Here is a 26,528-nt window from a genome sequence, read left to right as displayed (position 1 = left end):
TTTCCGTAATGCCCCGCGCCGTGACCAAGGACAAAGTTTCACTTTTCTACAAGGACTGGGGACCGCGCGATGGTTCGCCGATTGTCCTCCTCCACGGCTGGCCGCTGACCAGCGATACGTTCGACGACCTCGCGGTCGCTCTCGCCGAGGACGGTTACCGCAGCATTGTCCCTGATCGCCGCGGATTCGGCCGCTCCGACCAGCCGTGGGACGGGTACGACTACAACACGTTCGCGTCCGACGTCGAAGCGGTGCTCGACGACGCTGGGGTCAGCGGCAATATCGTCGTCGCGGGCTTTTCCATGGGTGGCGGTGAAGTCGCCAAGCTTGTTGCCCGCCATGGCAACAAGTTCAGCAAGGCGATCCTGATCGGATCGGTCGTGCCCTACATGCTGCAGACCGACGACAATCCCAACGGCGTTCCGCAGTCGACCTTCGATGAAATGACCGCCGGCATGAAACAGGATCGCGCCGACTTCTTCCAGTCCTTCGCCAAGGATTTCTATGGCAATGGCGTGATTTCCCATCCGGTAAGCGATGGCGTGCTCGAGGATTTCCAGCGCCAGGCCCTGATGGCGGGATTGCGGCCGACGCTGGCGGCGGCACAGGCCTTTGCCACCACCGATTTCCGCGGCGACCTCAAGGCCTTCACCATGCCGACGCTGGTCATCCACGGCACCAAGGACGCGACCGTCCCCATCGACGCCACCGCGCGCGAGGTGAAGAAGGCGGTTCCGGAAGCGCAGTTGATCGAATATGACGGATCGGCCCACGGCCTGTTCGCCACCGACAAGCAGCGGCTGACCGACGACATCCGCGCCTTCCTGGGCACCAACACCAGCCAGCGCAGCGCCATCCCGCTCAACCAGACCGCCTGATTGCGGGCAGAGCAAGCAGCGATTAGGGGCGGGGCGTGATCCCCGCCCCGCTTCGCATCCCGGCCTTCCGCGCCTTCTGGCTGGCGCGGCTGACGACGACCATTGCGCAGATGGCGATGGTCATCGTCATTGGCTGGCAGGTCTACGACATCTCCCGCGAAACGATGAGCATCGGCGATGCTGCGTTTCAGCTCGGGCTGATCGGCCTCGTCCAGTTCGTCCCCCTGTTCCTGCTGACGCCCATGAGTGGATGGGTCGCCGACCGCCTCGACCGCCGGCACGTCGCGCGCGCGGTCGTCGCGCTGGAAACGCTATGCGCGCTGATCCTTTTTCTGGCGACTTGGACGGGTCAGCTCAGCTTGCCGATCTTGTTCGGCGTCGCCGCCTTGCTCGGCGTCGCGCGGGCCTTCGCCGGACCGGCACTGGGCGCGCTTGCCCCCAACCTCGTCCCGCGCGACCTCCTGCCGCGCGCCATCGCACTCAGCTCCACCGCCTGGCAGTCGGGTGCGATCATCGGACCGGCGCTTGGCGGCATCCTCTACGACATCACGCCGCACCTCTCCTACGGCGTGAGCACGGCGCTCTTCGCCTTCGCCACCCTTTGCTTGTTCCTGATCCCACCGGTCGAACGGCCGAAGATCGAGCCGGGCAAACCGATCCAGCGCATGATCGAAGGGCTGAGCTACGTGCGCCGCAACCGGCTCGTTCTTGGCGCCATCACGCTGGACCTGTTCGCGGTCCTGCTGGGTGGGGTGACCGCCATGCTGCCCGTTTATGCCCGGGACATCCTGGTCGTCGGCGCTCAGGGCCTCGGCCCGCTGCGCGCCGCGCCGGCGCTCGGTGCGACGCTGACCGCGATTTATTTCTCGTTCCGTCCGATTAAGACCGACGTCGGCGTGAAGATGCTGGCCGCAGTCGTCGTGTTCGGCGCCGCGACAGCGATCTTCGGCCTGTCGAAATTCTATTTTCTGTCGCTGGCCATGCTCGCGCTGCTCGGCGCCGCCGACATGTTCTCGGTCTATATTCGTCAATCGCTCATCCAGCTGCACACGCCGGACGCGATGCGCGGCCGGGTGTCGGCCGCATCGACGCTGGCCATCTCGGCCTCCAACGAACTGGGCGAGACCCGGAGCGGCTTTTCCGCAGCGCTGATTGGCCCCGTCGCCGCGACCGTCGGCGGCGGCATCGCCGCAATCATCGTCACCTTGATCTGGGCACGCTGGTTCCCCGAGCTTCGCCGCGCGCGCACCTTCGACCTGCCCGATCCCGCGCCGGAAAAGCCGCCGGTCGCGGCAGGCGGCGTATGACGCTGTTCAACTTGGCCGACCGGACCCATATAGCGGCGGCTTAAGCGTCCCCGACCGCACAGGAGAGATCTCGACATGAAGGCCGCGAACATCCTCGAGACCATCGGAAACACGCCGCACGTTCGCCTCAACCGCCTGTTCGGCGATCGCGCCGAAGTCTGGATCAAGCAGGAGAGGGCCAATCCCGGCGCATCGATCAAGGATCGCATCGCGCTCGCGATGGTCGAGGACGCCGAAAAATCCGGCAAATTGAAGCCCGACGGGGTGATCGTCGAGCCGACGTCGGGCAACACGGGGATCGGGCTTGCAATGGTCGCCGCGGTGAAGGGCTATAAGCTGATCCTCGTGATGCCCGAAAGCATGAGCCTCGAACGTCGGCGTCTCATGCTGGCCTTTGGCGCATCCTTCGATCTCACCCCGCGCGAAAAGGGCATGAAAGGCGCCATCGCCCGTGCCGAAGAAATCGTTGCCGAAACGCCGGGTGCATGGATGCCGCAACAGTTCGAAAATCCCGCGAACCTCGAGGTGCACCGTCGCACCACCGCGCAGGAGATCCTCAAGGACTTCGCCGACTCCCCGCCCGATGCGCTGATCACCGGCGTCGGCACCGGGGGCCACATCACCGCCTGCGCCGAGGTGCTCAAGCAGGAATGGCCTGCTCTCAAAGTGTTCGCGGTCGAGCCGACCTTGTCGCCGGTGCTGTCCGGCGGGCAGCCCGGACCGCACCCGATCCAGGGCATCGGCGCCGGCTTTGTGCCAGGCATCATGGACACGGACCTGCTCGACGGGATCATCCAGGTCGATCCGAACGACGCGAAGGATATGGCGCGCCGCGCCGCGCGCGAGGAAGGCATGCTCGTCGGCGTGTCCTCGGGCGCGACTTTGGCCGCCATCCATCAGAAGCTGCCCGACCTTGGCGAGCGGCCCAGAATCCTTGGCTTCAATTACGACACGGGCGAACGTTATCTCTCCGTGCCCGAGTTCCTGCCTGAATAGGTTTAAGCGGACGCTAACCCCGTTCGTTCGGGGCGCAGTTAACCCTCGCCGTTAAAGTCCCCCACGTGCGTTGGGCAGGGCCGCATCATGCGTCCGCCACCAGTGAGTAGGGACGAAAATGCGCAGGTCGCGATTTGCCAAGGCTAGCCAGCCCGAACAGGGTCAGGATCGCGCCTCGATCAGCGAGGCCTTGTGGTTCGACGTCGCCTCCCTCAGCAGCACCGAGGAGCAATCCGTTTCAGCCTGGCGCGTCGCGACGCTCGAGCACGCTGCACTGCTGCTCGGCGCCACCCATTTGCTGGTCGCCGGCACCTGCTTCTTGCTGATGCCCCAGATCGCATTTGCCGCCTCGCTCGCGAGCCCTGCGGTCCCGGCCGTCCTCGTCCTGTTGCTCGATGTCGGCGCGGCTGTGGCGCTGAAGTATCGCGATCGCTTCAAGCTTCCGCCACACACCATCGTCCGGGCCCTTTGCGCTTACCTTGCAGCGGTTGGCTTGATGTGGACTTTGTTCGGCGCGGCGATCGCCAGCCAGGATCGGCACGCAACGGACCACGCGATGGTGGCCGTTATGGTTGCCGGCCTTGCGATGGCCGCGATCGCATCAATCAGTTGCCCTCCGATGGCGATGGTCACTGCGGCCGTCTGCATCGTCGCCTCGCTGCTGTTTGGCGGATCGCCGGTCATGTTGATTTGCATTACGGTGCTGTCGCTGCTTGCCCTCGCCTACAGCGTGAGCTGCGCGCAGAGCATCATCGCTGCAGGCCGCAAGCGGCTGCGGGTCGAAGCGCTGGCCCGCAAGGCGCAATGTTTCGTCGATGAGTTCGAGGACACGGGCCGGGGCTGGTTCTGGGAAACCAATGCCGAAGGCACCTTGTCCTACGTCTCGCAGCAGCTTGCCGATGATTTCCAGTGCGAGGCGGCGGAGCTTCTTGGCCGCCGCTTCACCGACTTGCTGTCGGTCGATACCGACCCGGGGGCAACGATGGAGGAGCGCAAGACCCTCGGCTTCCACCTTTCCGCCCGGTTCCCCTTTTCCGACGTGGTGGTTCGCCCGGCGAGTGACGGCGAAGTCCATTGGTCGTTGTCGGGCAACCCCATCTTCGACGAGCATGGGCGCTTCCTCGGATTCCGGGGTATCGGGACCGATCTCACCGAGCAGCGGCGCTCCGAGCAGGAGATCACCCGCCTTGCACGTTTCGACTCCCTGACAGGTCTGCCCAACCGCGCCATGATGCGCCAGACGCTGGAGGAGGCGCTGCGCAACGCCGCCCACCGGCAGAAGGGCTGCGCAATGTTCCTGATCGACCTTGATCGATTCAAGAACGTCAACGATACGCTCGGCCATCCTATCGGCGACGCGCTTCTGCGCCAGGTCGCCGATCGCCTGACATCGGTGATGGGCATTCACGGACAGATCGGGCGCCTCGGCGGCGACGAATTCCAGGCGGTGCTGCCGGGCACTGTCGATATCGGCCTTCTGGAATCCCTAGCCCGCACGCTGATCGAACAAGTGTCGCGCCCGTACATGATCGAGGGCCACAAGGTGACCATTGGGGCTTCGGTCGGCATAACGATCGGCGATCCCGGCCGAAGCCAAGCGGACGCGCTGGTGCGCAACGCCGACCTTGCGCTCTACGCCGCGAAAGCCGCTGGCCGTGGCAAGCACATCTTCTACGAACCCTCGATGCACAGCGAAGCTGCCGAGCGGCAGCAGCTGGAGAATGAGCTTCGCCAAGCGATCGAGCGCGGCGAGCTCAGCGTCCATTACCAGCCGATCGTGCGCACTGCGGGCGAAGAGATTTCCGGCTTCGAGGCGCTGGTCCGCTGGCAACACCCGACGCGCGGCGCCATCTCGCCGGCCAAATTTGTGCCCTTGGCGGAGGAAGCCGGCCTGATTGGCAAAATCGGGGAATGGGTGCTTGCCACTTCCCTTGAAGAAGCGTCCCATTGGCCGGATCACGTTCGCGTGGCAGTGAACCTCTCCCCGCTCCAGTTCAACGACCCGGGCGTGGTGGCGATGGTCGCCGAGCATCTGGAAACGAGCGGAGTCCGGCCGGACCGGCTGGAGCTGGAGATCACCGAGGGGGTTTTCCTGGCCGACGGTGATTCTACCGATGACACGTTCGCGAAGCTGAAGAAGCTGGGCGTGCGCCTGTCTCTCGACGACTTCGGAACAGGCTACAGCTCGCTCGGCTATTTGAAGAAAGCGCCGTTCGACAAGATCAAGATTGACCAGAGCTTCGTTCGTGGCGCGGCGTCGACGTCCAGCACGAATCGCAACGCGGCAATCATCCGCGCGATCGTGACCTTGGCGGAAACGCTTGGCATGGACACTTGCGCCGAGGGCGTCGAGACGCATGACGACCTGCAACTCATCCGCGAACTCGGCGTCAGCATGGTGCAGGGCTATATCTTCGGGCGCCCTGCGGACGGAGAAATCACCCGTCGGCTGGCCAATACCGTCACGGTCGAGGCGGATGGCTACCAGTGCATCCGCGAACCGCGCCATCGTTTGATGCGCCGTGCCATCACGGCGATCGATGAGGAGGTGCTGGAGATCAAGCTGCGCAACATCTCATCGATGGGTGCGCTGGCCGAGTGTCCTATTCCAGTCGCGCCGGGCGATCATTTGGTCATCGACATCGTCGGTGTCGGCCCGGTGAGGGCGGTCGTCCGCTGGTCGCAATCCGGGATGTTCGGCGTTCAGTTCCACGAAACGTTCGATCTTACCCGGCTGGCACCCAAGAAGGCGAAGGGAAATCAGGCGAAGATGTTGATCCCTTGGTATGTCGAACGCCGCGAGGCGAGCTGAGGGCGGACCAAAAGAAAAGCGCCGGGCGTAAGCCCGGCGCTTCCTTTGCCTCTCCGCTGGATTAACGGCGGTTGATGTTCACGTCGCGGACGTAGCCGTTGTAGTCGACGCGGCAATTGAATGAGAGGTCCGGCTGGAAACCGTAGCCGTAGGCGCCATAGGCACCAACGCCATACGGACCATAGCCGGCCTGCCGGCCGCTGCTGGCGAGACCGCGAACACGGACATCGTTTCGGCGCGGCGTCACCTGCGTGACGCTAAGCACGCGGCCCGAAGTGTTGACGCCAAGGACGGCGCCCAAGATGCTCTGGATGCCAACGCGATTCTGCAGCCGCGCCTGTACCGCGGCCGTGCAACGCTGAGAGGCAAGAGCGGTCGTATTGTACCCGTAGCCGTACTGCTGGGCGTAGCCATATTGCGGCGTATAACCGTACGGTTGCGCGTAATAGCCATATTGAGCAGTTGCCGGGGCGGCCGTGGCCAAAGCGGCGAGACCGGCCGTGCCGGCGAGGATCATCTTCATATTCATGGCTGGGAAACTCCCTTCTCGATACTGAGCCTTTGTCCTGCACAACGATCCGCCACCGCCTCACGGTGCGGATTTCGTCGCACTTCAGCATCGACTCGTCGTCGAAAGGTGAACCCTCCCTAAACCCGCCGCTGTGGTGCGAAGTTCGGAACCTCCCGCCCCTCTTGCGGTTGGAGGAACACGCAACCAGGGAGAGACACTATGTATATCGGACTTGGCGGCCTGATCCTGCTGATCATCATCCTCGTGATCCTGTTCTAGAACCGCATCAGCAAAGGCGCGCGGTCGCGTAGCCGCGCGCTCCTCGAATGCATGATCGCGCGCTAGAAGCGTCGCGATGTGCAATCTCTATACGCAAACCAAATCGGTGGATGAGATCGCGGGGATTTTCCGCGATGTGCAAATGCCGCTCAGCTTTCCGGAAGGCGTTCCGAACCTCGAACCGCGGGATGTCCGCATCACTGACCAGGCGCCGATCGTGCGGGCAGGCGCCTTGGGATACGAGCTTGTCGTTCGACGATGGAGTTGGCCCGCCCCTAACGGCAAGCCCGTCTACAATTTCCGATCCGAGGGGCGCGACTTCAAGTCCGGCCGATGCCTGATCGTAGCCGATGGTTTTTACGAATTCACGGCACCGGCGGATCCGAAGCAAAGACGCAAGGACCGTTGGCTGTTTACCGCATCCGGTGCACCCATGCTGGCAATCGCCGGGCTGATGCGAACCGTGCCCGGTATCGGACAAGCCTTCACCATGCTGACGACCGAGCCCGGGCCGGACGTCGCGCCTTACCATAGCCGGCAAGTCGCGGTGCTGGACCCTGCCGACTGGGGGAGGTGGCTCGATCATTCGGGCAATGCGCCTGATCTTCTCCGGGCTCTGCCTGCGGGCACGCTCACGGTCGAAACAAGCATGGCCGCGCCCGCCTAATAGAAAGGCCCGCATACGCCGGGGGCATGTGCGGGCCTTTCGTACCAGCGATTTTGCTGAGCGCTGGGATGCCGCCCCGAGATCGGGCGATCCTCCGGAGTCGGCAGCACAAATCTAACCGGCCTCGTAACTGCTGAAAGCTTATCTTTCGGTAGGGCCAGTCAGGCCACGGTCGGAAGGTCCAAGGTGACGACCTGACCTTCTTCGCGTGGCTCGGTCATCCGGTCCTCGTACATCCGGGCCATTTCCAGATGCGCCTCGCGCACTTTCGGATGCGCCGCCTGCATCGCGGCGATGCGCTCCTCGGCCGCCCGGCGGCGGAAATATTCCATGTCACGACTCATGCCACCCCCCGATGGCAGCTAGCGAACTTCCAGAGCGCGAGTCGCGCGCCGGACCGGGGCACCATAACATTATTTGCCCCGCCAACCGACTCCGCGGCCTATTTACCGCATGTGACAGCAAGAAGGCTCGCCCCGCGTGCCGGACGAGCCTTCCTTACGCCTGTAGCGCCGCACAAGGGGATTAGCGCGGCGACCCTTCGATCATCTGCCGATCACCCGGCCGCCGCAACGGCCTTATCGGCACTGTCCCGGGCTGGGACAGATTGGCCGTTAGAACGCCTCTTCGGGGATCTTCATGAGCGTTTCGGCGCCCGCTTCGACCTTGCGGCGCAGCGCCGGTGCCATGACCAGTTCGCGTTCGGCGTAGAATTGCGCAGTCGCCAGCTTCGTTTCATGCCACCCGCGGTCACCTGACCCTTCGGCAAGCAGGCGCGATGAGGCAGCCGCCATCTTCATCCACATCCAGCCAAGCGTGACCACGCCCATCAGCTCCATATAGGCATAAGCGCCCGCGCCGGCGTTATTGGGGTCGGCCATGCCGTTCTTGGCAAGCCACATCGTCGCGCCCTGCAATTCACCGACGGCCGTCTCCAGCGCCGCGGCGACCCCCGCCGGGTCGCCCGCCTGCTTGGCTTCAGCAATGTCGCGGCCGATGATCTCGAACAGGGTGCGGATTGCGCGGCCGCCGTCCTTGGGCAGCTTGCGGCCGACCAAGTCCATCGCCTGGATGCCGTTCGTGCCTTCGTAAATCTGCGTGATGCGGGCGTCGCGGACGAACTGTTCCATGCCCCATTCGCGGATGTAGCCGTGCCCGCCGAACACCTGCTGGCCAAGGACCGCGGCTTCGAGCCCCTTGTCGGTGAGATAGCCCTTGATGACCGGGGTGATCAGGCCGAGCAGGTCGTCGGCCTGCTGGCGCTCCGCCTCATCGGGCGAACGACGCATCAGGTCGACCTGCAACGCACCCCACAGCACCAGCGCGCGTCCCGCCTCGTTCCACGAGCGCGCCTCGAGCAGCATGCGGCGGACGTCGGGGTGGACGAGCAGATTGTCGGCCCTGGCGTTCGCATCGCGCAGCTCCGGCTTGAGCGCGCGGCCCTGTCGCCGGTCCTTGGCGTAGGCGACCGCGTTTTGATAAGCGACCTCGCCCTGCGCCAACCCTTGCAGGCCGACGCCCAGCCGCGCCGCATTCATCATGATGAACATCGCTGCCAGCCCCTTTTCGGGCTCGCCGACCAGCCAGCCCTTGGCGCCGTCATAGTTCATCACGCAGGTCGAATTGCCGTGTATGCCCATCTTCTTTTCGAGCGCGCCGCACGACAGCCCGTTGCGCTCACCCAGCGAGCCGTCCTCGTTGACCAGGAACTTGGGCACCACGAACAGGGAAATACCCTTCACATTGTCCGGCGCGCCCGCGATTTTGGCGAGGACGAGGTGGATGATGTTCTCGGACATGTCATGCTCGCCCGAGGAGATGAAGATCTTGGTGCCCGTGATGGCGTAGCTGCCGTCGGGATTGGGATCGGCGCGGGTCTTGAGCAGTCCGAGATCGGTGCCGCAGTGCGGCTCGGTCAGGTTCATCGTGCCGGTCCAGCGGCCCGTGACCATATTGGGCACATAGGTCTGCTTAAGCTCGTCCGAGGCCTTGGTGAGAAGCGAGGCGATCGCGCCCGCCGTCAGCCCCTGGTACATTTCGAACGCGTGGTTCGCCGACAGGATATATTCGGTGACCGCAGTGCCGACGACCTGCGGAAGCCCCTGCCCGCCATATTCCTCGGGCGCGGTCAGCGTCGGCCAGCCGGCCTCGACGAATTGCTTGTAGGCGTCCTTGAAGCCCGGCGGGGTGGTCACCGACCCGTCATCGTTGCGCTTGCAGCCATGTTCGTCACCAACGCGGTTAAGCGGCGCCAGCACTTCCGACGCGAAACGGCCCGCCTCCTCGAGGATCGCCTCGACCACGTCGGGCGACGCGTTGGCAAAGCCCGGAAGGTTCAAATAGCGGCCGATGTCGAGCACTTCGTCGAGGATGAAGCGGGTCTCTTTCACGGGCGCGGTGTAGATCGGCATCAGGCGGCTCCTTGGGCTCTTTTCGCTGGAATGTCGGCGTTCATGGTCTGCGTAACCATGGCGATGAATTGTTCGAGTTCGTCGATGGTCGCATCGATATCGACGCGTTGCGCTTTCAGTTTCTCGACCTGCTCCGAACAGCGCTCGATTGTCTTGAGACGCTGTGTACGGCGGTTGTCGCCGAGGTCGTAGAGGTCGAGCAGTTCCTTGATGTCGGCAAGGCTGAGACCGACGCGGCGTCCACGCAGGATCCACGCCAGCCGCGCCCGGTCGCGCTGCGAATAAAGACGCTGCGTGCCGCGCCGCTGGGGCGCCAGCAAGTCTTCGTCTTCGTAGAAACGCAGCGCGCGCGCGGTCACGCCGAACTCGGCGCCAAGCTGGCCAATCGTCAGTTGATCATGCGATTCGTCCACGCCCCGGCATTGATCGCACTTTACGTAAACGTCAATCACAGTTCGTCAGTGCGAGTTCATCCCTCGACAGATAAAGCGGCGCCATGAAATCCTTCCTCTTCCCCACCCTGGCGCTCGGTGCTCTCACCGTAGCCACGCCGGCGTCCGCGCAGACCGATGTCGCAGTCCTCGCCGGCGGATGCTTCTGGGGCATGGAGGCGGTGTTTGAACATGTGCGCGGGGTGCAGGACGTCGTGTCCGGCTATGCCGGCGGACGGGCGAGCGATGCCACTTACGACAAGGTCAGCTCGGAGCGGACGGGCCATGCGGAAGCGGTGCGGATCACCTATGATCCGTCGCAGATCAGCTACGGTCAGCTGCTCCAGATCTACTTCACGGTGGCGCACGATCCGACGCAGTTGAACCGCCAGGGTCCGGACACGGGACGGAGCTATCGTTCGGCCATCTTCCCGCAATCGCCCGGACAAGAGCGTGCGGCGGCAGTCTTCATCCAGAAGCTCAAGCAGACCGGCGCCTATAAGCGCCCCATCGCGACCAGGATCGAGAGCGGCCGCTTTTTTCGGGCCGAATCCGAACATCAGGATTTTGCGCGGCGCAACCCGATGCATCCCTATATCGTCGTGCATGACCGTCCTAAGGTCGCAAGCCTTCGCAAGCGCTATCCAAACCTCTGGAAAGCTTAGATTTTCGGGGACGCGCCAAATCCGATTTCACGCCGCGTTCATCGCGGGGGCGACAAAGGCCGCCGCTCCCCCTATATGGCTTTCACACTCGCCGCAGCCTGGACCGGGACATGCTGACGACCAATCCGTTTGACGACGACAAGCTCCGCGAGGAATGCGGCATCTTCGGCATCTGGGGTGCCGACAATGCGGCCAGTTTCGTTGCGCTCGGCCTGCACGCGCTGCAGCACCGTGGGCAGGAAGCCGCGGGCATCACCAGCTTCGACGGCAAGCATTTTCATACCCACAAGGCGATGGGCCACGTCGCCGGTAATTTCGACCGCGACAAGGTGATGCGCCCACTCGCCGGATCGACCGCCATCGGCCACGTCCGATATGCCACCACCGGCGAATCGTCGCTTCGCAACGCCCAGCCCCTGTTTGCCGAAATGGCCGAGGGAGGCTTCGCCGTCGCGCAGAACGGCAATCTGTCGAACGCGATGAAGCTCCGGCGGACGCTCAACCGCCGCGGTTCGATCTTCCAGTCGACCAGCGACACCGAAGTCATCATCCACCTCGTCGCCACGTCCAGCTTCTCCAACCGCCTCGACCAGTTGACCGATGCGCTCAAGCAGGTCGAAGGTGCCTATTCGCTCCTCGTCCTGACCGAGGACGGCCTGGTTGCCTGCCGCGACCCGCTCGGCATCCGCCCGCTGGTCATGGGCAAGCTCGGCGAAGCGACGATTTTCGCGTCGGAAACCGTCGCGCTCGATGTGATCGGAGCGCGCTACCTGCGCGATGTCGAGCCGGGCGAAGTGATCTTGGTCAACGACGGCGGTACCCGCTCCTTCCGGCCATTCGAGAAGCTCGCGCCGCGGCCGTGCATTTTCGAGCATGTCTATTTCTCGCGTCCCGACAGCATTGCCGAAGGCAAGTCGGTCTATGAGGTGCGCAAGAACATCGGCGCCGAACTGTCGCGCGAAGCGCCGGTCGAGGCCGATTATGTCGTGCCGGTTCCCGACAGTGGCGTCCCCGCGGCGATCGGCTTCAGCCAGGCCTCGGGCATTCCGTTCGAGCTTGGCATCATTCGCTCGCACTATGTCGGGCGCACCTTCATCCAGCCCAGCCAGGAAGTCCGCCACCTCGGCGTCAAGCTCAAGCATAACGCGAACAGTGCGCTGGTCGCAGGCAAGCGCATCGTCCTCATCGACGATTCGATCGTCCGCGGCACCACCAGCGTGAAGATCGTGCAGATGATGCGCGATGCGGGCGCCAAGGAAGTGCACATGCGCATCGCCTCGCCGCCGACGCGCCACAGCTGCTTTTACGGCGTCGACACGCCCGAACGCGCCAAGCTGCTCGCGGCGCAAATGGGCATCGAGCAGATGCGCGACTACATCAATGCCGACAGCCTCGCCTTCATTTCGATCGAGGGGCTGTACCGCGCGATGGGCGAGGAGCGCGACGGCGTGAAGCCGCAGCGCTGCGACGCCTGCTTCACCGGCGATTATCCGACGCAATTGACCGACGTCGCCGAAAAGGAAGCCGCAGTCTCGCTTTCCCTCGTCGCCAGCCGCTAACCGGCCAACCAGCAAATTCGCAGCGTAAGCCGGCCGGATGAAACGAGACGTCCACGCGGCCGCCGGGCGCGCCCGTGAGGGCCCGGTTAATCAGCCGCGATCCGGTGCTGGCCGGACCCGGAGTTTCAACCCGCGGGCCGCCGAATTCCGACCACACGAGATTCGCTTGCAAATCTGTGTGCGAACCAGTCACTCGGACATTCCCCGAGGGCGCTGAAAGTGCGCCATACTTACAGGAATTGGTCGCTAGCTCATTGACGGCGAGGCTAAGCATAACCTCGCATCCCGTCGGCGCTTCCAGCTCGGGATCAACCTCGACGCTGATCTGCCCTTCCTGAATGAAAGGCGCGAGCGCCTCTTCTACCAACCGTTTAACGGCGACATTCTTGGATCCGACTTCCAGCAACAAAGTCTGCGCGGCGCCCATCGCGGCGAAATGCCCGCACAGCCGATCGCGCATCTCCTCCTTGTTTTCACTCGCTTCAGCGGCTTGACGAGTCAGTGCTGAGACCACCGCCAGCGTGTTCTTGCTGCGGTGGTCAAGCTCGCGGCTGATCGAGGCAAGTTCGCGGTCGCGGTTCTCGAGCGCTCCGGAACGGAAATGCTGAACATCAAGCGCGGCACGCACCGAACAGGCGACTATCGCAACTACCGCGGCGATCAGCGGAAACATCAGCCAACCGACACCTGAGCCCTCAATCGAAAAACTGATCCAGGCACCGGCGATTGTACTCACAAGGATGGCGGTCGCTGCTGCCCGCGGTCCAGCCCAAAGCGCAGCGATAAGAATCGCAGGAAAGAAGGCCGTGTAGACACTTGTCGTGCCGATCAACGGAGTGCCCGCGTGCCGCAGCACGCCCGAGACGGCGGCCAGTCCGACCGCCAGAAGCTGGCCTTTCCAAAACGGCAGGGTTCTCCGCGGCAGCAGGGCAAGGAGCAAGGTTTGGGCATCCATGTGAGGCAGGCGCAAGCGCCTTCGGGCAGCGAATCTCAACGGTCGTGCCTTCGGCGGCGCAACTCCCCCGCGAGGCGGTTGAGCGCTTCCCCAGCGACGTCTGCAAGCCGCTCCAGGATGTTTACCTCAGCCTCGCAAGCCACATGGGCCTGGGCCCAATAGGCGCCGAGTGCCCCGCGTGGGTCAGGGCCGCCCATCGGTGCCATAGCCATGCTTCGAACGAACGTCCCGCGATAGGCTTCATGCGGTACGCGCGAATCGGCCAGAATATCTGCAATGACAGCGGTCCGGCGGTTGACCATCGCCCAGCCGCTGACGCAGCTTTCGAGTGGAAAGCGGCCGCCCTTCCACAGTGGGCCGATCGCGTCTTCCTCCACATAATGGCAACATTCACCGTCACGCAGGATGATCGCGATCCCGTCGGCGCCGATCAGCCGGCGGGCATGGCCGCGGAGGACAGCAACCAGTTCGTCGACGCTTCGTGCCTCCGCCAAGCGACTTGCAGCGTGCTCCAGAGGATCCGAAGCAACGCGTTCCGGAGACTGGCTCGGAGCCAGATCTGAGAGAGTCGAGGCTACCAAGGCACGCAGTCCAGCCACACTGCTAGTGAACACAGCATGGCCAAATCATACGACTTCCGCGGCGGGTTCGGAAGCTTTGTCGAAGATCGCCGCGCATTGCCTCGCGCTGCGCGTGCGTGCAGGGGCACGCGCGACATGTCTGGAATCGAATCGAAATGCCTGTCCGGCCGGCTCGCTCTGGTGACGGGTGCAAGCCGGGGCATTGGCGCAGCAACTGCCGAGATGCTTGCGGCGGCCGGAGCGCATGTGATCCTGCTCGCCCGCACTGGCAAGGCGCTGGAGGAAGTCGAGGATCGGATCCACGATTCCGGCGGCACCGCGACCATCGCGCCCATCGACCTCACCAAGGGCGATGCGATCGGCAAGCTTGCGAGTGCGGTCGCGGAACGCTGGGAGAAGCTCGACATTCTCGTGCTCAACGCCGCGATGCTCGGCTCGCTGACGCCGGTGCAGGACATCGACCCCAAGGAGTATGCGCGGGTCATCAGCCTCAACCTTCTCGCCAACCAGGCGCTGATCGCGGCGTTCGATCCCCTGCTCAAGCGTGCTGACCGCGCCGACATCGTCGCGCTGACCTCGTCGGTTGGCGAAGCGCCGCGCGCTTTCTGGGGCGCTTATGCTTCGTCAAAAGCGGCGCTTGAGAATTTGCTCGGCGCCTATGCCGACGAGACGTCGTACCTTGAGCGGATGCGGGTGCACATCGTCGACCCGGGCGCGACGCGGACGCGGATGCGCGCCCTCGCCTTCCCCGGCGAGGAGCCAGAGAGCCTCAAGCCGCCCGAAGTGGTGGCGGATGCAATCGTGAAGCGGTTGCTCGCCGATGCGCCCACCGGCGAGCGGATCCGCGTCGACGCCTAGCGCGCCGCTTCGGTCTCGCGGTCGTTGGCCGCACCCTTGGCGAGCTTGATCTCGCCCTCGTCGTAACCGTCCCAATAATGAATGCGGGTAGCGCGGACCTTGACCATCGTCAGGCCGGGGGTGTCGATCCCTTCCTTGAACCAGGCATCGAGATCCTTGGTCCAATGTTCGGCGAACTGGCCCTTGTCCTTGATCAGTTCGGCCTTGCCTTCGACGGCGATGAAGAAGGGCTTCATGTTGAGCAGTCCCGACTTGGCCTGGAAGCCGAGCCCGACGTTGGGATCGCTTGAGATATCCTTGACTGTGCCGGTGTCGTCGCAAGTGAAGAAATAGCTGTCGCCGTCATAGTCGACCTGCCGGTTGTTGCTCATCGGGCGCGCGGCGATGGCGCCGTCTGAGGTGCGGGTCGAAAGCATGGTGAAATCGATGTCGCGCATCTTCTCCGAGATGTCGCTGAGCTTGAGGTCGGCCATCTGAACATTGCTCCTGCTGTTTCGCAGGCGCAACGCGCGGACTGGCGGGGCGCTCCCGATACCGGCTTTTAGCCTAGCCCTTGACCAAGGTGACCTGAGCGACGTCGATCCCGCCGCCGCGAAAGCCGCCTTCGCAATACATCAGATAGTAACGCCACAGCTGGTGGAAGCGGTCGCTGAACCCGGCAAGATCGCCGCGCGCGACCGCCGCGTCATAGCGCTGGCGCCATTGCTTGAGCGTTTCGGCGTAATCCTCCGCAAAGCCCTCGCGGTCCTGCCAGCTGAGCCCGCGCTCCGCCGCGAGAAGCGCGAAGCGCGGCTCATCGACCAGCATCCCGCCGGGGAAGATGTAGGCCTGGATGAAATCGGGGTTGCGCGAATAGCTGTCGAACAAGGCGTGGTCGAAGCTGATGAACTGGAGCGCGGCGCGGCCGCCGGGCTTGAGGTTGCGCGCGATGGCGTCAAACCAGGCGGGCCACCAGCGCATGCCGACGGCCTCGACCATCTCGACCGAAGCAACGGCGTCGAACTGCTCGTCGATCTCGCGATAGTCGGCGAGGCGGATTTCGACGCGGTCGAACAGGCCGGCCTTGAGCGAGGCTTTGTCAGCCCACTTCTTCTGCTCCAACGACAAGGTCAGGCCGACGACCGACACGCCGCGCCTGGCCGCCGCGATGGCGAGACTGCCCCAACCGCAGCCGATTTCGAGCAGGCGCTGGCCGGGCTTTAGGTCGAGCCGGTCGAGCAGGGTTGCGACCTTGCGTTCTTGCGCGGCCTCCAGGCTCTCACCAGCCCGAGAAAAACGCGCCGATGAATAGGTCATCGTGTCGTCGAGCCAGGCGGCGTAGAAGTCGTTGCCGAGGTCGTAATGGGCCGCGATATTGTCGCGAGCGCCGGTAAGATCGTTGCGGCGCAGGTGATGCCGGGCGAGATTGAAGGCGCGGGCCAGGCCCTTCGACCGTGCAAGCCCGCCAAGGCTGTGGCGGTTGGCCATGAACAAGGCGAACAAAGGCACCGGATCGGGCGAGTTCCATTCGCCCTTGGCCCAGGCGCGGTACCAGCCGATCGAGCCCGAGGTCGCGAGCCGGACGAGCGCGTTCCAGCTGTGCAGATAGACAACACACTCCGGCCCCGGGGCTCGGAAGCCGAGGCGGCGGACCGTGCCGTCGGGCTGGGTTGCGACGATCCCGCCGACCTTCAGCCGCTCGTCGATCTCATCGAGCAAGCGGGCGAAACCGCGCGCGAACAGGCGGCTGACGAGGCTGTTGCCGTTGGCGAACAGCAACCCGCCCCGCACAAGATGTTCGCCACGCCCCGCCATTTCTTGCGCCTAGCAGCCCGGCCCGGGGAGCGGCAGATCCGTTTCATGCCCGAGGCGCGAATTGCGGCCCTCGCCATAGCGCGCGTCGCCGATTGCGATATGAGCGCGGCAGCGTTTGCGGGTGACCTCGGCCTGCGGCAGGACCGACCATTTGAGGAATTTGCGGAGCCCGGGATCGTAACGGACGGCGGCGCGGATCAGCGGATCGCTCATGTTGGTCGGCTCGCACGCGCCGACCGTCCCGAACCCGCCGTCGAACGGATCATAATGGCTGCGGCGGTAGCATCCGCCTTCGCGCCAGACGAGATCGCGCCGCCACGAATAGGCCGGCGGCGGAGACGCGAACATCCCATCCACCGGGCGGTCGCCCGCCCATTCGCGCACTGCGGCGTAAGCGCGTTGCGTGATCAACAGATTGGCGCCGATATAGGCGAGCGTGACGAGAATTGCGGCTTGCGGCAGGCGGCGCCATTCGCGGCCCGTGCGCTCGCGCCACTTCGACAGGCCGATCGCGCCGCCGAGCACAAGCCACACCCAGATGTCGATGATGAACAGCCCGTCGGCATGGTACCAGCGCCCCGAAAATGGCGACCAGAGCTGCACCGAATAGGTCGTCAGCAGATCGAGCAACGGATGGGTGACCGCGCCCAGGTAGCAAAGCGCGATCAGCCATGGGACGTGCATCTTGAGTCCGCTCTTGAACGGCTTGTCGTGGCGTAGCTGCCAGCGGTCGAGCAGCCACAGCAACCCCGCGAGCAGCGGCGGCATCACCAGCACCCCGCCGACGAGGCCATGGGTAAAGCCGCGGTGGATCGCCAGCGGGTCCCACGGCGCATTGCCGAAGAAGACGTCGATGTCGGGCATGTTGGCACCGAGGATCAGCGCCGCGAGCCCCTTGCGCGTCTTGGTCTTGAGGCCGGCCTGGCCTAGCGCCCAGCCGGCCATCGAATGGGTGAGATTATCCACGGACTATCCTCCCCGGCAGTTGCCGGGAAGGGGGACCGCCGAAGGCGGTGGAGGGGTTCTTGAGCGCATCGCAAGAACCCCTCCACCAGCTTCGCTGGTCCCCCTCCCCACGAAATCGTGGGGAGGATGTTGATCCGTCACAGGTCGCGCGGTTCTTTTTCGACTTGCCAGGTCTGGCCCTTGCTGACGAGCTTCTGGAGGTCGGGGGCCTTGCCTGCGGCGGCGGCGACGTTTTGTTCGATGACGGCGCTTTCGAAGGTCGGGCGCGGATCTTCGAAGATGACGCCGAGCGCGACCGGGAAGCCTTCGGGCGGCAGTTCGATGAGCATCCCGGCGATGCCCTTGTTGGTGGGGTCGTGCGTGATCACCGCGGGGTCATCCGCATCGACGACCTTGAGCGTCAGCCGATCGGCATCGAGCGCCAGCCCCTTCGTGCCGCCCGCGAAGAGCATCTTTTCGCCCGCCTTGAGCCACAGCTGCTTGTCGGCGGCGACCTCGCGACTGGTGAATCCGGCGAAGACGTCGTCGTTGTAGACGACGCAATTCTGGTAGATTTCGACGAAGCTGGCGCCCCGATGCGCGTGCGCGGCCTTGAGCACCTCGGGCAGGTTCTTGTGCACGTCGATGCCGCGCGCAATGAACCGGGCGCCCGATCCAAGCGCGAACATGCACGGCGTGACCGGCCGGTCGACCGATCCGAACGGCGTCGAGGGGCTGCGCGTGCCGATGCGGCTGGTGGGCGAATATTGGCCCTTGGTGAGGCCGTAGATTTCATTGTTGAAGAGCAATATCTGGCAGTCGAGGTTGCGGCGCAGCAAGTGCATCGTGTGGTTGCCGCCGATGCTGAGCGCGTCGCCGTCGCCGGTGATCACCCACACGTCGAGTTCCGGATTGGCGAGCTTGATCCCGGTCGCGAAGGCCGGCGCGCGGCCGTGGATGGTGTGGAAGCCGTAGGTCGCCATGTAATATGGAAAGCGGCTAGAGCAGCCGATTCCGCTGACGAACACGGTCTTTTCGCGCGCGACATTGAGGTCGGGCATCGTCCGCTGCACGGCCTTCAGCACCGCATAATCGCCGCAGCCGGGGCACCAGCGCACTTCCTGGTCGGACGCCCAATCCTTGGCGGTGGTCGTTGGGATGGCCGTGAGTTCGTTCATGACAGATATCCGCCGAACCAGGCGAGCAGCAGCAGAACCACGATCAGCATCGCGAGCATCGGGAAAACGTTGATCTGTTTCATTCAGAAAGTCTCATAAAGTCTCACTCATCACGCGCGCGACTGTTCACCTGTTCACGCTCATCAGCCGTTGAGTGTGGCCTCGATCGCCGCTTCGATCTCCGCAATGCGGAAAGGATGGCCGCTCACCTTGTTGAGTGGCTTGGCGTCGACCAGGAACTGATCGCGTAACAGGGTTTTGAGCTGGCCCATGTTCATCTCGGGCACGAGGATATGCTCGAACCCCTTAAGTAGGACAGACATATTTTTGGGCATCGGCGAGATGTGGCGGATGTGGACGTGCGCGACGTCCTGCCCGCGGGCGATCGCTCGGCGCACCGCCTGGTGAATCGGGCCGAAGGTCGAGCCCCAGCCCACGACCGCCAGCTTGGCGCCCGCGCGCCCGATGCACACCTCCTGGTCGGGAATGCTGTCGGCGACGTTGGCGACCTTCTGGTGCCGGGTCTCGGTCATCTCCTGGTGCGCGTGGGGCGAGTAATCGATGTTGCCGGTGCCGGGCTGCTTCTCGATCCCGCCGATGCGATGTTCAAGCCCCGCGGTGCCCGGCTTGATCCACGGCCGCGCCAGCTCATCGTTGCGGGCGTAGGGCATGACCCCCTCGCCTTCCCCAGGCGGCGTGTCGAAGAAGCGCACCGGGAACGGCGCGAAGCCGCTCATGTCCGGCACGCGCCACGGCTCGGCGGCATTGGCGATATAGCCGTCGGTGAGCAGGATCACCGGGGTCATGTAGCGGGTCGCGATGCGGCACGCCTCGATCGCGCATTCGAACGCGTCGGCGGGCGAGCGAGCGGCGATCACCGGGATCGGGGTGTCGCCGTTACGGCCGTAGACCGCCTGGTAGAGGTCGGACTGCTCGGTCTTGGTCGGAAGGCCGGTCGACGGCCCGCCGCGCTGCGAATTGACGATTACCAGCGGCAGCTCGGTCATTACCGCGAGGCCCATCGCTTCAGTCTTGAGCGCGATGCCCGGGCCCGACGAGGAGGTGATGCCCAGCTGCCCCGCATAGCTGGCGCCGATCGCCGAGCAGATCGCGGCGATCTCATCCTCCGCCTGGAAGGTGGTGATGCCATATTCCTTGAGGCGCGACAGGTGATGGAGCAGCGCCGAGGCGGGCGTGATCGGGTAGCCGCCGAAGAACATCTTGAGGCCCGCCAGCTGGCAGCCGGCGACGAGGCCGAGAGCGAGCGCTTCGGCGCCGGTCACGGTGCGGTAGAGGCCCGGCTCCGCGGGCGCGGCGTCGATATGGGTCTTGTGGACCTGGCCGCCGATCTCAACCGTCTCGCCATAGGCATGGCCGGCGTTAAGCGCGGCAATATTCGCTTCGGCGAGCTCGGGCGCCTTGGCGAACTTGGCCTTGAGCCAGTCGACGATCGGTTGGCGGTCGCGGTCGAACATCCACAGCGCCAGGCCGAGCGTCCACATGTTCTTGCAGCGCAAGGCTTCCTTGTTGCCGAGGCCGAATGGCTTCACCGCGTCGAGGGTCAGCTGCGAGATGTTGAAATGGACGACCTGCCACTTCTCGAGGCTGCCGTCGTCGAGGGGGCTTTGCGCATAGCCCGCCTTGGCGAGGTTGCGCGCGGTGAATTCGCCTTCGTCGGCGATGATCAGCCCGCCTTCGCGCAGATGCTCGACATTCACCTTCAATGCCGCGGGGTTCATCGCGACGAGCACGTCGGGCTGGTCGCCGGCGGTCTCGATCGCGGTCGAGCCGAAATTGATCTGAAAGGCGCTGACGCCGAAGGTGGTGCCCTGCGGCGCGCGGATTTCGGCGGGAAAATCGGGGAAGGTCGCAAGGTCGTTGCCGGCGAGCGCGGTCGACAGCGTGAACTGCCCGCCGGTGAGCTGCATGCCGTCGCCGCTGTCGCCGGCGAAGCGGACGACGACCGCTTCCTTGGGCGGGTTCGCGCGGGCTTCGGTTTCGGTGACGCGGTGCGTGGCAGTGGCCATGCGCGCTATCTAGGCCTGCCGGTGCCCGCGCGCCACCCGTTTGCGTGCGGAATTGCCATTGCAGCGGGCGAGCGGCACAAGAGCGCCCGGGGGAGACGGGGATGATCTACAAACGCTTCGCCGCCAACCTGCGCGCGCAGAATTGGTTCGCGATCGGAATCGAGCTTCTGATCGTCGTGGTCGGGGTGTTCATCGGCACCTGGGTCGCAAACTGGAACCAGGAACGCGCGGCCCAGGCGGAAACGCGGCGGATGATCGCCCAGCTCGATCCGTCGCTGCGCTTCCTCCAGGGATATTTCGACGGGATCCGAGCCTATTACGGCGTCACCCGAAAATATGCCGAAACTGCACAGGCCGGATGGGATGGGCGCCCCGGAGTGAGCGAAAGCGCGTTCGTCATCGCCGCTTACCAGGCCAGCCAAATCGCGGGCATCGGCACTAACGGCTCGGCGTGGGCGAACGTGCTCGGCGCCGACCGGCTGCGCGAGATCGAGGACACGGAGCTGAGGACCGACCTGTCCACCCTGATGTCGTCGGACTATGCGCAGATCGACACGCCGGCGGTCGACACGCCGTATCGGCGCAACGTCCGGCGGCTCATCCCGATGGGCGTGCAGGAAAGGATCCGCGAGCGCTGCGGCGACCGGCCGCCGCAGACCATCGATGAGTTCGTCACCTTGCCCGCGCGCTGCGACCTTGTGATCGATGCGGAAGTTGCAGCACAGACCGCCGCGAAGTTGCGTAGCCGGCCCGAGGTGCTCGAGGATCTCCAATGGCACATGGCCGCGCAGGCCGCGCTTCTCGGCAACCTCGGCCCGTTCGAGGCGGCGACGACCAGGGTCCGCGAACGTCTCGATCGACTGGAGCGTTAAAGAGACCCACAGGAAAGCATGACCAACGACGCCCATCTTTATCGCCGCGGGGTCGGCGTGATGCTGCTCAATGCGCACAACCATGTCTGGGTCGGGGCGCGCTGCGACAATCCCGATGACGCCTGGCAAATGCCGCAGGGCGGGATCGACGCAGGCGAGGATCCGTGGGCGACAGCGCTGCGCGAGGTCGAGGAGGAAACAAGCATCCCGCCGCACCTGGTCGAGCGCATCGCCGATTGTCCCGAGCGGCTGCGCTACGATCTGCCCGAAGAGCTCGTCGGCCGCTTCTGGCGCGGCCAGTGGATCGGGCAGGAGCAGGATTGGTACCTGGCGCGATTCCTGGGCCGCGACAGCGACGTCAACATCGCCACGCCCAAGCCCGAGTTCCGCGAATGGCAATGGGTCGAGCCGGCGCGGCTGCCCGAGCTGATCGTACCGTTCAAGCGCGACATGTACCGCCGCCTGCTCGAGGAGTTCGCCGCGTATCTTTAGCGGTGTGGCGTTCATCCGGCGTCCTCGCTAGGAGCCGGGCATGGGGGAATTGTCGTCCATCGAACAGGCCGCGGTCGAGCGTGCGGGCGCCTCGCCGATGCTCCAGCAGGTGCTCGCCTGGTCGGCGGTCAACAGCGGGTCGCGCAACCTGGCGGGGCTCGCGCGAATGGCGGACCTGCTCGGCGATGCCTTTGCCGACTTGCCCGGCGCACTTGCGTTGGAAGCGCCGGCCGAGGTGGACAGCGTCGACGCGGGCGGACGCACATTGTCGATCGAGCATGGCCGGCATCTGCACCTTGCAGTCCGGCCGGACGCGCCGGTGCAACTGCTGTTGACCGGGCACATGGACACGGTGTTCGCGCCCGATCACCCGTTTCAGGCAACCAGCTGGATTGAGCCGGACGCGGTGCTCGGCGGGCCGGGCGTGGCCGACATGAAGGGCGGCATCGCGGTCATGCTCGCGGCGCTGAAAGCGGTCGAGGCCAGCCCGGCGGCGGTACGAATTGGATATGAAGTCGTCATCAACAGCGACGAGGAGGTCGGCTCATTGTCGTCGGCGGCGTTGCTGGCGCGGGCGGCACGCGGCAAGCGCGCGGCACTGACCTATGAGCCCGCGGCGCTGCCTGACGGAACGCTGGCCGGAGCGCGGCCGGGCAGCGGCAATTTCGCGCTGATCGTGCGCGGGCGATCGGCGCATGCCGGGCGCAATCCCGAGGATGGGCGCAATGCGGTGCTGGCCGCCGCCGACCTTGCGCTTCGGCTCGATGCCGCCAAGCACGAGGGTTTGCGGATCAACCCGTCGCGGATCGAGGGCGGGAGCCCGGGCAACGTCGTTCCCGACCTTGCGATCCTGCGCGTCAACCTGCGGCCGACCACGCCCGGAGACGAAGACGCGGCGCGCGAAATGATCGCTGCGCTGGTGCGCGATATTGCTGCGAAACACGACGTCGAGATCGAAACGCACGGCGGCTTCGGCCGTCCGCCCAAGCCGCTGACGCCCGAGGCCGAGGCGCTGTTCGCACTGGTGCGCAGTGCCGGCGCCGACCTTGGCCAGACGATCGGCTGGCAGCCGTCGGGCGGGGTGTGCGACGGCAACAATATCGCCGCCTGCGGCGTGCCCGTGGTCGACACGATGGGCGTGCGCGGGGGCAAGATCCACAGCGCGGAGGAATATCTGATCGTCGACAGCTTGAGCGAGCGCGCGGCCTTGTCGGCGCTCACCATCCTGCGGCTGGCGGAGGGCGCATGAGCTTTCGCGTGCGACCCGTTCGGGGCGAGGATTTCGCCGCCATCTACGAAATGGCCAAGCTCACTGGGGGCGGGTTCACCAACCTGCCTCCCGACCGAGGAACTTTGGTCGGCAAGATCGCGCGGTCCGAAGAAAGCTTCGCCCGCGCCGAGGACGGGCAGCAGGGCGACATGTACATGTTCGTGCTGGAAGACCCGGCCGAAGGTCTGGTGCGCGGAACGTGCCAGGTGTTCGGACAGGTGGGCGTGGTGCAGCCCTTCTATTCCTACCATCTGGGCAACCTCACGCAGACCAGCCCGGAATTGGGCAAGACCTTCCGCAATCAATTGCTGACGCTGACCACCGACCTTGAGGGATCGTCCGAGGTCGGCGGGCTGTTCCTTCATCCGCAAAGCCGCGCCGGCGGTTGGGGCGCGTTGCTTGCGCGCAGCCGCTACCTGTTTATCAAGGCGCATCGCGCGCGGTTCGGCGAACGGGTGCTTGCCGAGCTCCGCGGAGTCATGGACGAAGCCGGTAATTGCCCCTTCTGGGACGGGCTCGCGGGGCGGTTCTTCGGGATGCATTTTTCCGAAGCGGACGAATTCAACGCGGTCCACGGCACGCGCTTCATCGCCGACCTGATGCCGCGCACGCCGATCTACGTTTCGCTGCTCGCGGAAAGCGCGCAGGCGGTGATGGGGCAACCCCATCCCACCGGCCGCCCGGCGCTTCGCATGCTCGAGGAAGAGGGTTTCTACTTCGACCGCTACATCGACATTTTCGACGGCGGGCCGACGGTCGTCGCCGACACCGACGACATCCGCACGGTGCGCGAGGCAGCGACCGAGACGGTGTGCGAGATCGGTGACGGCGGGCGCACCAAGGCGCTGGTGTCCGCGGGGCAGTTGACCGACTTCCGCGCCTGCTTCGCCAACATGAAGCGCGTGCCGAAGAAGGGCCTGTGCCTTAACCGCGAAGCAACCGAATTGCTCGAGGTCGAGGTTGGCGACCAGGTGCTGGTGGTCGGGCGCTGATGGCTTCGGTCCTCGCAACCGACGGGGCATGACGTGCTGACCGAGATCAATTTCGACGGGATCATCGGGCCGAGCCACAATTATGCCGGCCTAAGCCTTGGCAACCTTGCCTCCGCACGCAATGCCGGCGAAGTGTCGCAGCCGCGCGCGGCGGCGTTGCAGGGGATCGACAAGATGCGCGCCAACCTGGCGCTTGGGCTGGCGCAGGGCATTTTCGTGCCCCACGCGCGGCCCGACCGGGCGTGGCTGCGCGAACTCGGCACAACGCCTGAGGATGCCGAGCCGGGGTTGTTCGCCAATGCCATGTCCGCTTCCGCCATGTGGGCGGCCAATGCAGCAACACTTTCCCCGGCCCCCGACACCGCCGACGGGCGCTGCCACCTGACCGTCGCCAATCTGCGCACCATGCCGCATCGCAGCCACGAATGGCCCGCGACGCTGGCGCAGCTTCGCCTCGCCTTTGCCAGTGACGCGCATTTTGCCGTGCACGGGCCGGTTCCGCCTGCGTTCGGCGATGAAGGCGCGGCCAACCACATGCGCCTGACTCCGGGGCACGGAGAGCCGGGAGTCGAAATCTTCGTCTACGGCGTGTCGGGCGGCGGCTTCCCCGCGCGCCAGCATATCGAGGCGTGCAAGGCGATCGCGCGCCACCACGGCCTGACGCCGGAGCGAACCATCTTCGCCGAGCAATCGGAAGCGGCAATTGCCGCGGGCGCGTTCCACAACGACGTGGTCGCGGTCGCCAACGAACGGGTGCTGTTCGCGCATGAGCAGGCTTTTGCCGACCGCGACTCGCTCCTTGCGCAATGCGAGCGGCGCGTGCCCGGCTTCGAATATGTCGAGGTGTCTGCCGCTGACGTGCCGCTGGGCGACGCGATCCGATCCTATCTGTTCAACGCGCAGCTGGTGACCCTGCCCGACGGGCAGATGACGCTGGTCGCACCGACCGAGTGCCGCGAGACGCCGAGCGTTTGGCGCTGGCTCGAGGCTCACATTGCGGGCAACGGCCCGATCCGCCGGGTGGAGATCGTCGATGTGCGCCAGTCGATGGCCAATGGCGGCGGCCCGGCGTGCCTTCGCCTGCGGGTCGTGGCCGATCCGACGACGGTCGACCCCCGCTTCCTGGTCGATGAGGCCAAGCTTGATCGAATCGCGGACGCGGTGCGGCGGTCGTGGCCGGTGGAAATCGTCGGCAGCGACCTGCAACGCCCACCGCTGGTCGCCGAAATCGAGGCGGCGCGCCGCGACCTGCTCGACACCTTGGAGCTGGGCGAACTCGCCTGACCGCCGCGGCGGCGCCACCTGTCCCATAATGGCATGGTTAAGGTCGTCTTTACGCTTTTCCTTAGGGCGCAAATGGCTCAAATCAGGGGCTGGCACGTTGCCGCGTTAAGGAATGACGATGCTTCGCAAACTCGGCCGGCTATTCGTGATCAAGACCCGCGCGGAAGCGTGGTTGGTCACATATGCCATCGCCGTGGGAGCGGTCGAGCGCGGCAACCATTATCTGCAAATGTTTCCGGGATGGCTCGGCTGGATGTTCGCTTTGCTGTGCACGGGCGTCGTGTTCCTGGCCGGCGCCAAGCTGCTCGATTCGGTCAGGCCGCCGGTCCCGGCACTGGTCGCCGGGCCGCATCCGGCGCGCGTACAGCGCCGCACGCCGGCGCCTGCTATTCGTCGTAGTCGACCCAGGGCCCTGCCGACGCGTCGCGTTTCAGCGTCACCGATTTCACGTCACACAGATTGACCCCGGCCCAAGTGACGGGTCCCGCGCCGCCAACGCTGGCGCGGATATCGAATGCACAATCGGGATCCTTGAACTGAACCGGGCTTCGCGCGCCCGCGGGCGGCGCTGCGCCGAGCGTCTTCCAGTCCGTCGTCCCGGCGCGCCGGATGGCGACATCGGCAAGGCCGGTGCCCGTCCCGTTGACGAGCGTGAAATCGGTGGCGTCCGCGAGCGCGGGAGCCGAACCCGCTGCCAAGACCGCCAGGAGAATCAGGCGAGCGCGCATGTGCATGGGGCCGCACAATATACTTGCGCGGCCCCG

General features: G+C 65.1%; 25 protein-coding genes. 13 read left to right on the top strand and 12 right to left on the bottom strand.

The window, feature by feature from the left end; translation table 11 throughout:
* Positions 1-8 precede the first annotated feature (8 nt).
* The 4 genes from H9L13_RS05210 (at position 9) to H9L13_RS05195 (ending at position 5,993) form a co-directional block, all read left to right on the top strand.
* A complete protein-coding gene (locus H9L13_RS05210) occupies positions 9-878 on the top strand; it encodes an alpha/beta fold hydrolase (protein WP_187539635.1) in 870 nt (289 codons plus the stop codon).
* A 35-nt stretch (positions 879-913) separates the two neighbouring features.
* The gene (locus H9L13_RS05205) at positions 914-2,185 is read left to right on the top strand and encodes an MFS transporter (RefSeq protein WP_187539633.1); all 1,272 of its coding nucleotides are present in this window, start codon (positions 914-916) and stop codon (positions 2,183-2,185) included.
* A gap of 75 nt (positions 2,186-2,260) precedes the next feature.
* Complete coding sequence (gene cysK, locus H9L13_RS05200) at positions 2,261-3,181, top strand: cysteine synthase A (RefSeq protein WP_187539631.1); 921 nt, start codon at positions 2,261-2,263, stop codon at positions 3,179-3,181.
* 118 nt (positions 3,182-3,299) lie between these two features.
* Positions 3,300-5,993, top strand: coding sequence for a putative bifunctional diguanylate cyclase/phosphodiesterase (locus H9L13_RS05195; protein WP_187539629.1), 2,694 nt, complete (start codon positions 3,300-3,302; stop codon positions 5,991-5,993).
* Positions 5,994-6,054: 61 nt separating this feature from the next.
* On the opposite strand, the gene H9L13_RS05190 is transcribed toward H9L13_RS05195, so the two are convergent.
* Entirely contained in the window at positions 6,055-6,522 is a 468-nt protein-coding gene (locus tag H9L13_RS05190; RefSeq protein WP_187539627.1) for a hypothetical protein, read from the bottom strand.
* Between the two features lie 337 nt (positions 6,523-6,859).
* Here H9L13_RS05190 and H9L13_RS05185 point away from each other — a divergent pair, with 337 nt between their 5' ends.
* On the top strand, positions 6,860-7,450 hold the full coding sequence (locus H9L13_RS05185) for an SOS response-associated peptidase (RefSeq protein WP_187539625.1): 591 nt from the start codon (positions 6,860-6,862) through the stop codon (positions 7,448-7,450).
* A gap of 161 nt (positions 7,451-7,611) precedes the next feature.
* Here H9L13_RS05185 and H9L13_RS05180 read toward each other — a convergent pair whose 3' ends face one another.
* From H9L13_RS05180 to H9L13_RS05170, 3 genes are all read right to left on the bottom strand, one after another.
* The gene (locus tag H9L13_RS05180) at positions 7,612-7,794 is read right to left on the bottom strand and encodes a hypothetical protein (protein ID WP_187539623.1); all 183 of its coding nucleotides are present in this window, start codon (positions 7,792-7,794) and stop codon (positions 7,612-7,614) included.
* A gap of 270 nt (positions 7,795-8,064) precedes the next feature.
* Positions 8,065-9,861 (bottom strand): acyl-CoA dehydrogenase C-terminal domain-containing protein, encoded by a 1,797-nt coding sequence (locus tag H9L13_RS05175; protein WP_187539621.1) that lies wholly within the window; start codon positions 9,859-9,861, stop codon positions 8,065-8,067.
* A complete protein-coding gene (locus tag H9L13_RS05170) occupies positions 9,861-10,274 on the bottom strand; it encodes a MerR family transcriptional regulator (protein WP_187539619.1) in 414 nt (137 codons plus the stop codon). Before H9L13_RS05170 ends, H9L13_RS05175 begins: the two co-directional genes overlap by 1 nt.
* An 83-nt stretch (positions 10,275-10,357) precedes the next feature.
* On the opposite strand from H9L13_RS05170, the gene msrA reads away from it, so the two are divergent.
* Both msrA and purF read left to right on the top strand, forming a co-directional pair.
* Positions 10,358-10,957 (top strand): peptide-methionine (S)-S-oxide reductase MsrA, encoded by a 600-nt coding sequence (msrA, locus tag H9L13_RS05165; protein WP_187539617.1) that lies wholly within the window; start codon positions 10,358-10,360, stop codon positions 10,955-10,957.
* 110 nt (positions 10,958-11,067) lie between these two features.
* Positions 11,068-12,516, top strand: a complete 1,449-nt coding sequence (purF, locus tag H9L13_RS05160; protein WP_187539615.1) for an amidophosphoribosyltransferase — start codon at positions 11,068-11,070, stop codon at positions 12,514-12,516.
* On the opposite strand, the gene H9L13_RS05155 is transcribed toward purF, so the two are convergent.
* Together H9L13_RS05155 and H9L13_RS05150 are read right to left on the bottom strand one after the other, a co-directional pair.
* A complete protein-coding gene (locus H9L13_RS05155) occupies positions 12,434-13,456 on the bottom strand; it encodes a sensor histidine kinase (RefSeq protein WP_223176484.1) in 1,023 nt (340 codons plus the stop codon). The genes purF and H9L13_RS05155 overlap by 83 nt on opposite strands.
* Before the next feature lie 50 nt (positions 13,457-13,506).
* Positions 13,507-13,965: a GAF domain-containing protein gene (locus H9L13_RS05150; protein WP_244954827.1), complete on the bottom strand. Its 459-nt coding sequence runs from the start codon at positions 13,963-13,965 to the stop codon at positions 13,507-13,509.
* 222 nt (positions 13,966-14,187) lie between these two features.
* Between H9L13_RS05150 and H9L13_RS05145 the strand changes: the two genes are divergently transcribed.
* On the top strand, positions 14,188-14,910 hold the full coding sequence (locus H9L13_RS05145) for an SDR family NAD(P)-dependent oxidoreductase (protein WP_187539611.1): 723 nt from the start codon (positions 14,188-14,190) through the stop codon (positions 14,908-14,910).
* Here the strand turns inward: H9L13_RS05145 and H9L13_RS05140 are convergent.
* The 5 genes from H9L13_RS05140 to H9L13_RS05120 all read right to left on the bottom strand — a co-directional run bounded on the left by H9L13_RS05140 (position 14,907) and on the right by H9L13_RS05120 (position 20,854).
* Entirely contained in the window at positions 14,907-15,383 is a 477-nt protein-coding gene (locus H9L13_RS05140) for a pyridoxamine 5'-phosphate oxidase family protein (RefSeq protein ID WP_187539609.1), read from the bottom strand. The genes H9L13_RS05145 and H9L13_RS05140 overlap by 4 nt on opposite strands.
* A 73-nt stretch (positions 15,384-15,456) precedes the next feature.
* Positions 15,457-16,704 (bottom strand): SAM-dependent methyltransferase, encoded by a 1,248-nt coding sequence (locus tag H9L13_RS05135; protein ID WP_187539607.1) that lies wholly within the window; start codon positions 16,702-16,704, stop codon positions 15,457-15,459.
* A gap of 9 nt (positions 16,705-16,713) precedes the next feature.
* On the bottom strand, positions 16,714-17,670 hold the full coding sequence (locus tag H9L13_RS05130; RefSeq protein ID WP_187539605.1) for a metal-dependent hydrolase: 957 nt from the start codon (positions 17,668-17,670) through the stop codon (positions 16,714-16,716).
* Positions 17,671-17,807: 137 nt separating this feature from the next.
* On the bottom strand, positions 17,808-18,827 hold the full coding sequence (locus H9L13_RS05125) for a 2-oxoacid:ferredoxin oxidoreductase subunit beta (protein WP_187539603.1): 1,020 nt from the start codon (positions 18,825-18,827) through the stop codon (positions 17,808-17,810).
* A gap of 143 nt (positions 18,828-18,970) precedes the next feature.
* The gene (locus H9L13_RS05120; protein WP_187539602.1) at positions 18,971-20,854 is read right to left on the bottom strand and encodes a 2-oxoacid:acceptor oxidoreductase subunit alpha; all 1,884 of its coding nucleotides are present in this window, start codon (positions 20,852-20,854) and stop codon (positions 18,971-18,973) included.
* Positions 20,855-20,955: 101 nt separating this feature from the next.
* On the opposite strand from H9L13_RS05120, the gene H9L13_RS05115 reads away from it, so the two are divergent.
* The 5 genes from H9L13_RS05115 to H9L13_RS05095 are packed head-to-tail and all read left to right on the top strand — an operon-like array spanning position 20,956 to position 25,764.
* Positions 20,956-21,726 (top strand): hypothetical protein, encoded by a 771-nt coding sequence (locus tag H9L13_RS05115; protein ID WP_187539600.1) that lies wholly within the window; start codon positions 20,956-20,958, stop codon positions 21,724-21,726.
* Positions 21,727-21,744: 18 nt separating this feature from the next.
* Positions 21,745-22,218: an RNA pyrophosphohydrolase gene (locus H9L13_RS05110; RefSeq protein WP_187539598.1), complete on the top strand. Its 474-nt coding sequence runs from the start codon at positions 21,745-21,747 to the stop codon at positions 22,216-22,218.
* Positions 22,219-22,258: 40 nt separating this feature from the next.
* Positions 22,259-23,467: a hydrolase gene (locus H9L13_RS05105; RefSeq protein WP_187539596.1), complete on the top strand. Its 1,209-nt coding sequence runs from the start codon at positions 22,259-22,261 to the stop codon at positions 23,465-23,467.
* On the top strand, positions 23,464-24,480 hold the full coding sequence (locus H9L13_RS05100) for an arginine N-succinyltransferase (RefSeq protein WP_187539594.1): 1,017 nt from the start codon (positions 23,464-23,466) through the stop codon (positions 24,478-24,480). The genes H9L13_RS05105 and H9L13_RS05100 overlap by 4 nt, the downstream gene beginning before the upstream one ends.
* Positions 24,481-24,513: 33 nt before the next feature.
* Entirely contained in the window at positions 24,514-25,764 is a 1,251-nt protein-coding gene (locus H9L13_RS05095; protein WP_187539592.1) for an N-succinylarginine dihydrolase, read from the top strand.
* 386 nt (positions 25,765-26,150) lie between these two features.
* On the opposite strand, the gene H9L13_RS05090 is transcribed toward H9L13_RS05095, so the two are convergent.
* Entirely contained in the window at positions 26,151-26,498 is a 348-nt protein-coding gene (locus H9L13_RS05090; protein ID WP_187539591.1) for a hypothetical protein, read from the bottom strand.
* Between the last annotated feature and the right edge of the window lie 30 nt (positions 26,499-26,528).

Source organism: Sphingomonas lutea, assembly GCF_014396785.1.
Classification (GTDB): Bacteria; Pseudomonadota; Alphaproteobacteria; order Sphingomonadales; family Sphingomonadaceae; genus Sphingomicrobium; species Sphingomicrobium luteum.
Note: the sequence above shows the minus strand (reverse complement) of the source record. Positions and strands in the feature narration are given on the sequence as shown.